We start from the raw sequence: 12,897 nt of genomic DNA, 5'->3' as shown, positions 1-12,897 counted from the left end.
ATCGATTTCAAGATCGGCCTTGGTCTTGCCTGGAACCGGGAGGATCCGACCGCAGGCCGTGATGACATCATCGATATTGCGCGGTCACTCGCGCGGCCGGGCAGGTGAGGGAGCAGGCTAGGCGGCGCGGCCGGTCGTGCGATGAGTGCGAAAGTGACGAGCCTGGCCGACAAGCGGAACGCAATGGCGGGGGTAGCTCATGCTGACGCTCCTGCGGCTGCCCTTCCTCGCGGCCTCGTATGACGCGCTTCCCACTCTCAAGCCTAAAAGCACTTCATTTGTTGCGCATGTTTTCGTGTAGTTTCACGTTGTTTCCAAACGCTTCGTGCAAATCTCGGCCGCGTTTGCTTCCACGCGCAATTCCGAATGCAACTGCTTGGGAAATTCTCACGGGTAGAGCTTGATGATCTTCGGCCCGTCCAGCACCGGCTGGCCGTAATCAGTGCTCGGCTTCTTGTTCTTCCCATGAACGAGGCTCATCCGGCTCTTGGAGATGCCGCCCATACCCATCGCCTTGACGGGACCGTCGACAGAATGCGTTAAGATCCTTGGATAAGAGCCGTCAGAACCTTCTCCGCCATGCGACGCGGCTCCAGAAAGCTCGGGAGATACCTCCCTTTGCGCAGCTTCGGGATTCGAAGCACGACCGTTCCAGCCCGAGTTTCCCAGTCCCGGTCACGGTAGCCGTTGCGTCGGACGCGCCGCATCGTGTTCTTCTCGCCGTAGCCGGCACCCGTCGCGCTGCCGATCTCGAGCTCCATCAGCCGCTCGGACGCAAAGGCGAGAACGAAACTGAAAGTCTTGACGCCACCGCGGTTTCATAATTGAAAGACGGTGACATGGTGCCCCGAGCGGCGAAACGAGTCAGGAAAATTCAATGTCGGGATTGCTTCAACCGTCGTCGAATATATGGCGGGCCGAGCGAGCCGATGAGTTTGCGATCATAATCGACGCAGACGACTATTTCTCCGCTGCCAGGGCTGCGATGCGATCGGCACGAAAGTCGATATTCCTCGTCGGTTGGGATTTCGATGCATCGATCACCCTTGGACGTCCAGGCGAACAGTATGAAGAGCCGAGCCGCGTCGGGGATTATCTACTATGGCTAGCGGAGGAAAACCCGAACCTCGAGATCCGGCTTCTCCTCTGGAATCCGGGCTTCCTGTCAAGCTGGACGAAACTGTCAAACCTTCCCTATCTCCTGCGGTGGAAACTCCATCCCCGGATTACCGTCCTTCTTGACGGCAACCATCCGGTCGGCAGTTCCCATCATCAAAAGATCCTGGTCATCGACGATGCGATCGCTTTCTGTGGCGGTATCGACGTCACGGCAGGGCGCTGGGATACGCGCAAGCACCTGGACAACGATCCGCTTCGCAGGCGGCCGAACGGGGCGCTCTACGGGCCCTGGCATGACGCTTCGAGTTTCTGCGCGGGGCCGGCTGCCAAAGCACTTGGCGACCTTTGCCGCTCGAGATGGAAATCGGCAGGCGGCGAGCAACTGGCGCCAACTGATTTTCCACATGTATCGCCCTCCATCAAGGGCGCCATTTCATTCGGGCGGGTCACGCTCGGAATTTCGCGCACCGTTCCTCTCTATGCAAACCAGGCAGGTGTCGCGGAAATTGAGCGGCTCTACGTCGACATGATCATGTCGGCCAAGCGTGTGATTTATGCCGAAAGCCAGTATTTCGCGTCACGGATTATCGCTCAGGCTCTCGCCAGGCGGCTTTCGGAAATCGACGGCCCGGAAGTCATTCTCATCAACCCGGTCAAAGCCGACAACTGGCTCGGCGAAATTGCGATGGACACAGCGCGGGCACGGCTGAGGGAAGCCCTGCGTTCGCACGATCCCCACGGCCGGTTTCGAATGTATCACCCGGTGACCGCTGGCGGCGTGCCGATTTACGTTCATTCGAAATTGATGATCGTCGACGATAAAGCCATACGGGTGGGCTCCTCGAACTTCAACAATCGATCGATGCGTTTCGATAACGAGTGCGATGTTGTCTTCGAAGCCGGACGAGACGATCAGCTCTCTCGTAAGCTCGTTCAACTCCGCGATAATCTTCTGGCCGAACACCTTGGCGTCGATACCGATAAAGTCACACGGACGATTGGCCGCACGAAATCGATCATTGCAGCGATCGAGGAACTGAGGGAAAAACGGACGGTTGATCAACCTGGAAACAGACCAACCCTTATCCCTTATCAAACACCGGCAATATCAGGCTTGGAGCAATGGCTTGCGGACAACGAGATTCTCGACCCGGAAGGCCCAGAGGCGGTGATGGAACCGATAGAACGGCGGGGGCTATTTCGAGGCCACCTGAAACTTCCATCGAAAAAGAAGCCCAGGTCGGCGATAAGAGGACCAAATTGAGGCGCACATGTAGGGCATGCTCAAGTCAAGTTCGTGCGCTATCTCAAACACCCTTGGAACCAGCGACGTCGCCGCGCCGCACTACAGGGCGATCTTGGCGCGAAAAAATCAGACGACACTGGCGGCCGAGTATTCGAGGAGCCTTGCAAACTGCATCTGATGCATACTGTGCCGTAGGTGATCGGGATATCACCTGCGCGACGGGTCACGAAAGACGGTGGCCGGTCGCATCAGTCCTTTGCGTGAAACCGATACTGACTGACTTTGCGTGAGGCCGGATCCGAAATTGGAGTTAGAACAAAGGGAAGCAGGTTTACGATCTATGTCTTGTTCATCGAAGGCATATCTCAGACCAGCAGCCTCGTTGGTGACCCGCCGACGTCTGATTGATCTACTGTCTCGGCTCCATCGACACCACCGTTAGGGCATTCCGCCACACTCATCCGGTATCGGCGTCTGCGTCGACGGTCAGTCGCAGGTGCGCTGGGACAACAGCAACCCGGGCTCCAACACGGTGAGCCGTAGCCTCGCAGACGGCAATGAGCGGACCGGCTAAATCCTGTCGCTGGAAGCTGGCAATTGCCTGATGATCGATCAGAAATGGTCGGTAACTCCGCAGGCGCTGTGTTCTGGTCGTCGGTGGATTTCGATCGATTCACCGACTCCGTCGATGCTCGGGTTAGCTCGGGCAGCGGCGACAGCCTTGTCGACCGGCTCGCCCTAGACTCTCGATCATCGAATTGCCAAGGCGTTAAAGGTCGGTTCCGTTTGATGGATGAGCGACGGTGGCGATTGGGGCGGCGGTCACCGGGGGAGCCACCGCGGCCAGGTTTCTGAACTCAGCACATTTCTCGAGGTATGCCCCGAATGCGGAGTGATAGGCCTCGGCCTTTTGTCTGGCACATGCGCGCACGGCGGCGCGCCGCGCCGCCTCATGTCTACTTGTCATCATGCCCCTAGAATGCGTCGCATTAACTTTGGTTCCAAAGGAGGACCGGATTGTATCTTGACCAGAGCGGGAGGCGAAGCGTCCGTCCTGGCCCAAGCGAATGCCTGAAAGTGATCAGCCTGAGCCGCACGCGTTGCCACGACCTCGGATCGGCATCAAGGCGAATAGAGTCAATCAGGGCCGTGCCGCTTTTCATTTGCCGCCGGTCTCGGCGTCGCGCGGACCCGAGGGATCCAACTCTCGCGTAACAACCCATCCCTATCGGCCGTCGACAGTGCGACGGGGGCAACTGGGGGAAGGAGGCCCGCCGTCGGTCGCGACGAGCGCGACGAATGGCGAACCCGGCGGATCAGCGGAACACTCGGGTCCGGGGCAGTCGGTCCCGCGCCGTCTGACGCCGACGCTCCTGCGGCTGCCCTTGATCGGGCCTCGTGTGACGCGAATTCCCGCTTTCCCGGACGGTCCCGTCCGGCCGCTATGCTGAAAGCTCCGATATGCTTCTTTGTTTGCTGGTCGATCCTGCCGGATCGAGCACCCGCCAGCCGCGCGGAACCCATTTCCGGTCGGAGGCGAAAGCGAGCGTTGGTGGGCGAATAAGAGTGAGAGGAGGGACGGGGAAGCTGTGACGGATTGGAAGGGTTGGAGAGAGGTTCCGCCCGGTCCGTCATGGAGAAACCGACATGACTGAGAAGACTGAGAAGATCACGCTCGCAACCGCCTGTGACATTCCCTTCAACAAGCTTGTGCTCAGCCAGGCAAACGTCCGCACGATCAAGGCGGGTGTGTCGATCGAGGAACTCGCTCAAGACATTGCGCGCCGCGGTCTGTTGACCAGCCTCAGCGTCCGTCCCGAACTCGACGACGACGGTAAGGAAACCGGCATGTACCGTATCCCGGCCGGTGGCCGTCGCTACCGGGCGCTGGCGCTGCTCGTGTCGCAGAAGCGTCTGTCGAAGACAGCGGGCATTCCTTGCGTCATCAGCCGCGGCAAGACACCGGACGCCGAGGATTCGCTTGCCGAGAACGTCCATCGCGAAAGCCTGCATCCGCTCGACCAGTTCCGGGCCTTCGAGACACTTCGCGGGCAGGGGATGGACGAGGAGGAAATTGCCGCCCGGTTTTTCGTGCCGGTGGCGACCGTCCGGCAGCGCCTGCGGCTGGCGTCCGTCTCGCCGAAGCTTCTCGACCTCTACGGCGAAGACAGCATGACGCTCGAGCAGCTGATGGCGTTTTCGATCAGCAAGGATCATGCCCGTCAGGAGCAGGTCTGGGAGGCGATCGCCCGCTCCTACAGCCGTGAGCCCTATTACATCAGGCGCCTTTTGACCGAGACCGCCGTCCGGGCGACCGACCGGCGCTCCGTCTATGTCGGCATCGATGTCTATGAAGCGGCCGGCGGTGTGGTCATGCGCGATCTCTTCGACGAGGACCGAGGCGGCTGGCTGCAGGATCCGGCTCTTCTGGATCAGCTCGTACTGGAAAAGCTGAAGACCGATGCCGCGGCCATCCAGGAGGAGGAGGGGTGGAAATGGGTCGAGGCCACCTTCGATTTTCCCTACGGCCACACGACAGGTCTTCGCCGCGTCTTTGGCCAGCAGGCGGAGTGGAGCGAAGAGGACCTCGCCCGTCACGATGCTCTCCAGGCGGAATACGACCGGCTCGATGCGGAATACGCATCCGCAAGCGACTATTCCGAGGAGACTGAGCAGAGGCTCGAAGAACTCGGCACGGAACTCGACCGGCTGAACGATCGGCCTTACGTCTACGATCCGGAGGATCTCGCCCGCTCCGGCGTCTTCGTGTCGCTCGAGGCAAATGGCACGCTCAGGATCGAGCGCGGCTACGTCAGGCCCGAAGACGAGCCGCAGGTGGAGATGACCTGCGCTGTCGAGCAGGAGGGCGATACCGTCTCGGAGATCGTTGCCTCATGCGATGAGCCGCGGGTTGGTGACGACGACGAAGAGACGCTCAAGCCGCTTGCCGATCGTCTCGTTCTCGACCTCACCGCAGCCCGCACCGTCGCACTGCGCAACGCGCTCGCCAAGGATCCGGTGATCGCCTTCGTCGCCGTGCTGCATGCCTTCGTGCTCAAGACCTTCTACCTCTACGGCGCGGACACGTGCCTGGAGCTCACCCTGCAAAGTGCCCGCTTCAGCGAGACACCGGGACTGGCCGACACGATCGCTGCGAAGGAGATCGCCGAGCGGCAGGAAGCCTGGGGGCAGGACCTCCCGAAGGATCCGACCAGCCTCTTCGCCTTCCTGGTCGCGCTCGACGACGTCAGCCGGCACGCGCTCTTTGCCCATTGTGCTTCTCTGTCGGTCAATGCGGTCATCGAACCCTGGAACAGGCGCCCCCGGGCCATCGCCCATGCCGACGAACTCGCCCGAGCGATCGGATTCGACATGGTCGAAGCGGGCTGGGCGCCGACGGTCGAGGGCTATCTCGGCCGTGTCACCAAGGCTCACATCCTGCAGGCGGTCACCGAGGCGAAAGGCAATCAGACGGCAGAAGCCATCGCCCATCTGAAGAAGGCCGACATGGCCCGCGAGGCCGAGCGGCTGATGGCGGGCACCGGCTGGTTGCCTGAACCGCTTCGCCTTGCAGCCGTCGAGGCTGACGACCCCACTGCGGTCACGCACGAGACCGGCACGGACGAGACAGGCAAGGATATCGCGGAATCCGGGGCGGTCTCAAAACCATCTTTCCCGGACGGCGAGCTCACCGAGCCTTTGGCGCCGGAGGATAAGGCCGACGTTTCGGACGAGATCGACGAGAAAGCCCCGATCCATCCGATCGCAGCCGAATAAGCGTCCTTTGCGTGAGGACGGCCCGGTTCCGCAAGGCGCCGGGCCACATGCGTTTCAATCTTTAACCTTCACCTCGAGCCCGGTCGCAAGCGCCGGGCCTTTTCGTTTCAGGAGACTTGCCATGACCAATTCCAGCTTCAACAGCCATTTGTCTTCCGCCGGCTTCAAGGTCGACATCTCGCGAGGGCAGCGCATCGGCCGCGTCTCGTCGGAGTGGTTTTCCCGGCCAGACGACGAACGCTTCCTGTCGCTCTCCGAACTCTACGACACGGTCCGCACCCGGGCGGATCGCGCGCATGCCCGCACCGTCGAGACGAGCGCCATCCGCGTCGAGGCATCGCGCGACAATGCCGAGCGTCTCGAGCTCATCGTGCCGGGCGAGCGAGGAAGCCGGTTCCTACGTGAGGAGCAGCCGATTGCCCCGACCCATTGGAGCTATGGCCAGCTCTGCAGCCTGGTCGGGGCGCCGGCAAACTACATGCGCCAGCTGCCGGCGCCGCTCGCCGCCATCAATCTGCAGCATGGGCTCCTCAGCCACCGGGCCGAACTGGTCAAGACACTGGAGATGGACGACGGGCGCCTCGAACTGCGCGCCGTCACCGGTCCCGACTATGGCCGCATCTGGGATCATGAACTGGTCGCAGCTGTCATGAAGATCGCCGGCAACGGCACCGGCGACACGATGTGGAAGGTTCCTGGTCAACTCGACTGGGCGAGCATGACCCACAATCCCTTTGTCGACATCACCAGGGATACAACGAGGCTCTATGCCAGCGACCGCGACGTCTTTCTGTTCCTCGTCGACGACACCCATCCGATCGAGGCCGGGCGACTTGCGAACGGCGAGCCCGATCTCTATTTCCGGGGCTTCTATGCCTGGAACTCCGAGGTCGGCTCCAAGACGCTCGGCATTGCCTCGTTCTATCTCCGTGCCGTCTGCGCCAACCGCAATCTCTGGGGCACGGAGCAGTTCGAGGAAATCACCATCCGCCACTCGAAATTCGCCAGCGAGCGCTTCGCCCATGAGGCAGCGCCCGCGCTGACGAGCTTTGCCAATTCGTCGCCCGCGCCCTTCGTTGCCGGCATCAAGGCGGCGCGCGAGACGATCGTTGCACGGCATGACGAGGATCGCGAGGCGTTCCTGCGGCGGCGCGGCTTCTCGAAGGCCGAAACCGGCAAGGTCATCGAAACGGTGCTGTCGGAAGAGGGCCGTCCGCCGGAAACGATCTTCGATTTCGTCCAGGGCATCACCGCACTGGCGCGCATCCGGACCAACCAGGACGTCCGCCTCGATCTTGAGGGCAAGGCCAGGAAACTGCTCGAGAGCGTGGGGCACTGATGCTGTCGGCGGCTGATCTTGCCGACCGTCTCGCGCGCCACGCCGAAGCGGTCTGCCGTCATTATCTCTCGGCCGGACGGCGATCCGGAAACTACTGGATCGTCGGCGATACGGCCAACAACAAGGGTCGGTCGCTCTACGTGCGCCTGACCGGTGCGCGGGCCGGCCGCTGGAGCGATGCGGCGACCGGGCAATATGGCGATCTCCTCGATCTCATCCGCGAAACCTGCGCTCTGTTGACCTTTGCCGATGTCGCGCAGGAGGCGCGCAGGTTTCTCGCCCTGCCGCGCCTGGAGCCGCTTGCGGCAGGGGGATCCAAGGTCAATCCACCTGGCAGTCGATTGGCAACGGAGCGGGCAGGGCTGCTCTTTGCAAGCGCCAGGCCGATTGCCGGCACATTGGCCGAGCGCTATTTCCAAAGCCGCGGCATCCTCGGCGCCGCCGGGCATCAGGCATTGCGGTTCCATCCATCCTGTTATTATCGCGATCTGACAACCGGCAACACCATGCGCCTGCCGGCGATGATCGCGGCGGTCATGGACGCTGAGGGCAGGCTCACCGGCGTCCACCGCACCTTTCTCCGTCCGGAAGGTGATGGCAAGGCGAAGGTCGAGGAACCCCGCCGGGCGCTCGGCCGCCTTCTCGGCAATGCCATTCGCTTCAACATGCAGCCGCATGCGCAGATCCCGATCCTGGCAGCAGGCGAGGGCATCGAGACCGTGCTGTCCCTGTCATGCGTCCTTCGCGGCATGCCGATGGTCGCCGCACTCTCTGCCCACCATCTCGCCGCCTTCCGTTTGCCCGCGACGTGCCAGCGCCTTTATATCGCTGCCGACGGCGATGCGGCGGGGCGACATGGGCTCGAAGGGTTGAGCCGGACGGCCAAGGCCCTCGGCGTGCTGCCGCTGGTGCTCTCTCCGGAGCTCGGCGATTTCAACGAGGATCTGCGTCGCCTCGGCGCTTCGCGCATGGCGGACAACCTGCGTCAGCAACTTCTCGCGGATGATGCGGCCACCTTCTTGTCCGATATCGTCACCCGCCGGTGAGGAGCAAGGCGCCGAGGCGCTGCGGTGATGCCGGCGGTGTCAGCGGGTCATGATGATCTCCGTAAAGACCGCGCCTGCGGGCCTGCCGGGAGGCGACCCGTACCATGCCGGTCCCGGCCTTCAGCGGGTCGGTCAGGTTTCTTCCCCGCGCGGTTCCCGCGCTCCTCGCGGATCAAGAAACCTGCCCTCAGCCGCCCGGCGCTTCGCTTGGCCGCGGCACGTCGCGCCGCGGTTCCGGCCGGGACCGGCATGGGAAGGGATCGCCGTCAGGCCGCGAGAGGCGGCTTCAACCACGGAGATCACCATGACCCGCTTGTCCTCCCTTCACGACACCGCAGGACACCACCGCCCATCCTCGCCCATGGATCGCGTCATCTATGAGATGCAGCTTCATGGCTATCGGCCCTTCGAGGACGAACCCGATCCTCGCCCCTTGCCCGAAGAGCATATCGCCCGAGCCTCGCTTACCACGATCTTCGATGCCCTCTCCGACATGCTCGGGGACACCAGGCTGGAGCCCGATCTCGAAGACCTCCTCTGGTCCACCGTCAACCTCTTTCACCGGAGCGCAGAGCGCATCCAGCGCGAGCTCGATCGCAACGAGGAGGCGCAGCGCAACGGCCAGCGCGAGCAGGATGGCTCGGAGGTCAAAAGCGTCGAGCTCGAGCGGCTCGTTGCCGAGGGGATCACGCTTCTCGAACGCCGCAACAGTTTCGAGTTCATGCGCGATTACGCAGCCGATCTCTTCGAGACTGAAACGGGTTCAGCCTGGCGGCCACGCTCCGGATCGAAGGTCAGTCACGCCAACATGACTGCGGCAATGATCGACTCGAAAGACTTCCTGGCTGCACGCCGCCATGCCGAGACCGAAGTCATGATCCCGAAAGGCACCAAGATCGCCTTTGCCGGCGGCATGGACTACAACGATCATGATCGCATCTGGAAAAAGCTCGATCAGGCTCGCGCCAAATATGCCGACATGGTGCTGTTGCACGGTGGCGCGCCGAAAGGGGCAGAACGCATCGCCGCCTGCTGGGCGCAAGCGCGCAAGGTGACGCAGATCGCCTTCAAGCCGAACTGGAACAAACATGCGAAGGCGGCGCCCTTCCGCCGGAACGACGACATGCTCTCCGTCATGCCGGCAGGATTGATCGTCTTTCCGGGCAATGGCATCACCGACAATCTCACGGACAAGGCGCGGCGGCTTGGCATTCCGGTCTGGCAGGCTTCAGGAGACGGCGCGTAAGCGCCGTTGCCCCCCTGGCTCCAATCATTGCGGTTGGAAACTTAGAACGTGGTCTTCTGGACCAACCACCAAACCGGCAGACTTCCCAGCGCAACAGCAGCCACCCATATGGTCGCAAACTTGATCAGGTACTGCCTGCGGGCCTTCGCCTCGTTCCACTCGTACATCATCGCGGCCTTCCCTCTCCCAACAGCAAAAATTGAACCACCGGGAATGACACGTGTCGAGTGCGGAATTGCAACACCGAACGAGCGAAGGATTCAGATGAGGGCTAGTGACGAGCGGGTCCGATCGACCAGTGCAAATGTGGTCCTGTGCACAGCCAAATTCGAAATTGCCACAGTCTTCGTGGCGGTCGACGCCGGAATCCGAGCCATTACGAGCCTTCGACGGGTCCATGGTCAGATGGCGCGAATTCAAGCTGGAGCATCCCTAGAGGCGCGCGAGCCGTTCGCTTACATGTCGCCCTCGTCCTGGTAATCAGGTAGGCCGGACATTCTCGGCCCTGGATTTTCCAGTCTTGCGATCCTGACCGAGGTCATAGCTGACGGCCTGGCCATCGCGCAGCGAGCCGCCGCCTTGGACTGCGGAGATATGAACGAAGACATCAGGGCCGCCATTATCCGGAGCGATGAAGCCGAAACCCTTGTCCTGATTGAAAAACTTCACTGTGCCATTCGCCACGAAACTCTCCACGATTTGGATTTTCAGGAGCGACTCATAGACCGACCGTTGATGGCAGGCAAGCAAAGCCCGTGACTGTGTCGTCTACGCCAGGCAGCTGGCAGGCGAGGGCGCAGAGCGTCGTCACCTGCATTTCCGTCTGACGGGCGCAATCTCGAAGGTTCGACAGCCGCCCTGTGTTTCCTGACGATCCATTTCAGACGATAAGCTAGCCGACCGATTGCGTCTTCTGCCGATTCCGCAATCTCCGACTCGACTCGTTCGACCGGTGACCCATGTGACTCTGTCGAGATATCGAGAGGGACCGCGTCATGGACGATCTTCAGAGCTCAACACCGATCCGCCCGCTTCACGTCGAGATCGACGGCATGGCGAAGTATCGGCAGGCGTCCAGCGTCGAGGACCTTGCCGGTTTCCTTCTAAGTGAGCGATGGCCGCATCTGGAAAATGATACTGAAACATTTCACCGCGCATTGGCGACCGCGATGGAGGCCATGCAGCTTTATCTCGATCCTGAAATCGCTCGTAAAGCCTTCGTCGAGGCAGCTCATGCATCGAAGATGCACATCCTGCCCGATGACATGGATGAGACGAAGGCGGGCAACCGGTCAATGACCGAAGCGGGGCAGTTGGAGGTCGTCACACAGGAGGAAATGCACCCGGTAAGGTGACAGTTACCGATGCTACCATGCTTCCGACCTGAAATACTATTTCTTTAGAATTCGCTGATATAATCCGCGGATGATCCCCGTCCCTATTCGATGCTGATTGCCACCGACAAAGTGGCAACTTCTGCCTCGGTTGTTGCAGCAGGACTATGTGGTTGAATCTGGTTGATCCGTAAGCACCACGGGCGGCGCTGCTTAATGGCGCTACCGTGTAGCTTATATATGATCGCGATCATCGTATAAGATTGCCGGATGACGGTGCCGGCTCCATCCGGCTCTATTGCCCGCAGCTGAGTCCCCGGCTTGAAATCCGTTTCGCGATTGGCATATTATGCCATCGCAGAGGCAGTCTGAGATCGCGACAGCCAATTGGGGAATTCAAGATGTCGACACGCAATGTCGTCCTCACCGAACATCACGAAGCGGTTATCGACCGGCTGGTGAAATCCGGACGCTACCAGAACGCAAGTGAAGTCATGCGCGAAGGCTTGCGCTTGATTGAACAGCGTGAGGCCTACGACGCAGCAAAATTGGAGGCTTTGCGGGAGGCGGCGCGCATCGGCTTTACCGATCTCGATGAGGGGCGGTTTGCCGACGTGCCCGCCGACCGGGTTCGAAGCTTCATCAGCGGGCTTGGGTGCGAAGCTGAAAAACAGACACGCAAGGCCGGCATTTAGAAGCAATGGCCGATTTTCGTCTTCTGCGGCAGCACAAGCCGATATCATTGAGCTTCTCGCCCACACTCATGAACGCCTCGGTGAACTGGCGCGGTTACGCTATGAACATTTGCTCGTCCCCGCATTAGGCGATCTGGCGGTTGATCCTGATCGGATCACCGCGTCCAGGGGTATCGCGCCTAACAGAAGCCGTTTAGCTTCAGGATTTTATGGGCGTCGATCGTCGCCCGAAGAGCTTCCTCGGCCGAGCGGTCCCCGTCGTTTGCGTCGGGGTGGTGCATCTTGAGCCTCTGCTTATAACGGCTTCTGATTTCATCCGGCGTAGCGTTCGGCGAAAGGCCGAGCGTTTCAAATGCTTTTGCTTCCAGTACTTTGAGTTTGCGAGATTGAAGGGCCGCCTTAGCTGCTTGGTTTTGTGCAGTGCTTTTTCGCGCATTAATGGTCTTCGCAGTTCCGGAGCGAACTGAGGAGGGGAGGGGAGTTTCAAAAGTGTGATTGATTCTGACGCCCCAACTGGGGCGGCTGCCACTGGCCGCTTCCCTCTGATAGCGGGCCGTCACAGGGTTCGACAGTTTGGTCACGTAATTGTAGCCTTCGCTATATTTTTTGGCGTGATTACGACAAAAAAGCAGGTATAGCCCCTCAGCGTCCGCTCCCACTGGGGCGCGAAAGTTGCCTTGTTTGTCGCATCCATCCCATTGGCATCCCGGGCCGATTGAGTCGCGATGTTCAGCCGGCTTTTTTCGGGTCGGTTTGAGGCCGACGAAAATCTTTGAATCATACGTCATCGCGCCTTATATGACCTTGCCCCTGGCCACGACAAGATCGCTCTGACAGACACGGATCCCATAAGGCACCGCAGCCCTGCACGATCGTATGACTGAGATTTTCCGCTTTGCTATATATTCGGCAGGCCGCGACGCTGAAAGCGCCCAGATAGTTTGTTTCCCCATTAGTCGAACCATTAGACTTATAAATAGCGCTCGCCGTTGTTTGCCAATGCCACGGCGCATTCCATCAAAGTCCACGGTTGGCCGTCAGGTTGTCGAGCTGATCGTAATGAAGTCTTCGAGGCATATCCTGCCCCGTAGCCTT

General features: G+C 60.7%; 9 protein-coding genes and 2 pseudogenes. 8 read left to right on the top strand and 3 right to left on the bottom strand.

Features of this window, described 5'->3' with window-relative positions:
• Positions 1-108: pseudogene (locus EV281_RS31505) on the top strand (LysR family transcriptional regulator); the annotation flags it as partial.
• A gap of 366 nt (positions 109-474) precedes the next feature.
• Here EV281_RS31505 and EV281_RS30725 read toward each other — a convergent pair.
• Positions 475-788: pseudogene (locus tag EV281_RS30725) on the bottom strand (transposase); the annotation flags it as partial.
• Between the two features lie 89 nt (positions 789-877).
• Here EV281_RS30725 and EV281_RS30720 point away from each other — a divergent pair.
• From EV281_RS30720 to EV281_RS30700, 5 genes are all read left to right on the top strand, one after another.
• Positions 878-2,383: a phospholipase D-like domain-containing protein gene (locus EV281_RS30720; RefSeq protein WP_132658615.1), complete on the top strand. Its 1,506-nt coding sequence runs from the start codon at positions 878-880 to the stop codon at positions 2,381-2,383.
• A gap of 1,629 nt (positions 2,384-4,012) precedes the next feature.
• On the top strand, positions 4,013-6,142 hold the full coding sequence (locus EV281_RS30715) for a ParB/RepB/Spo0J family partition protein (RefSeq protein ID WP_132658614.1): 2,130 nt from the start codon (positions 4,013-4,015) through the stop codon (positions 6,140-6,142).
• Between the two features lie 121 nt (positions 6,143-6,263).
• A complete protein-coding gene (locus EV281_RS30710; protein WP_132658613.1) occupies positions 6,264-7,481 on the top strand; it encodes a DUF932 domain-containing protein in 1,218 nt (405 codons plus the stop codon).
• Entirely contained in the window at positions 7,481-8,527 is a 1,047-nt protein-coding gene (locus EV281_RS30705) for a toprim domain-containing protein (RefSeq protein ID WP_132658612.1), read from the top strand. Before EV281_RS30710 ends, EV281_RS30705 begins: the two co-directional genes overlap by 1 nt.
• 304 nt (positions 8,528-8,831) lie before the next feature.
• Positions 8,832-9,773, top strand: a complete 942-nt coding sequence (locus tag EV281_RS30700) for a DUF2493 domain-containing protein (RefSeq protein WP_132658611.1) — start codon at positions 8,832-8,834, stop codon at positions 9,771-9,773.
• 480 nt (positions 9,774-10,253) lie between these two features.
• Here EV281_RS30700 and EV281_RS30695 read toward each other — a convergent pair whose 3' ends face one another.
• Positions 10,254-10,457 carry a cold-shock protein gene (locus EV281_RS30695; protein WP_132658610.1) on the bottom strand — a complete coding sequence of 68 codons (204 nt, stop codon included), beginning with the start codon at positions 10,455-10,457 and terminating at the stop codon, positions 10,254-10,256.
• Positions 10,458-10,768: 311 nt separating this feature from the next.
• Here EV281_RS30695 and EV281_RS30690 point away from each other — a divergent pair, with 311 nt between their 5' ends.
• Entirely contained in the window at positions 10,769-11,128 is a 360-nt protein-coding gene (locus EV281_RS30690) for a DUF982 domain-containing protein (RefSeq protein WP_132658609.1), read from the top strand.
• Between the two features lie 380 nt (positions 11,129-11,508).
• The gene (locus EV281_RS30685) at positions 11,509-11,802 is read left to right on the top strand and encodes a type II toxin-antitoxin system ParD family antitoxin (RefSeq protein ID WP_132658608.1); all 294 of its coding nucleotides are present in this window, start codon (positions 11,509-11,511) and stop codon (positions 11,800-11,802) included.
• 179 nt (positions 11,803-11,981) lie between these two features.
• Here EV281_RS30685 and EV281_RS30675 read toward each other — a convergent pair whose 3' ends face one another.
• Positions 11,982-12,590 carry a J domain-containing protein gene (locus tag EV281_RS30675; protein WP_132658607.1) on the bottom strand — a complete coding sequence of 203 codons (609 nt, stop codon included), beginning with the start codon at positions 12,588-12,590 and terminating at the stop codon, positions 11,982-11,984.
• Positions 12,591-12,897: the final 307 nt, after the last annotated feature.

The sequence above is a fragment of the Rhizobium sp. BK418 genome (assembly GCF_004341105.1).
Taxonomy (GTDB): Bacteria; Pseudomonadota; Alphaproteobacteria; order Rhizobiales; family Rhizobiaceae; genus Rhizobium.
The sequence above is the reverse complement of the archived record's forward strand: the minus strand, read 5'-3'. Positions and strand labels throughout refer to the sequence as shown.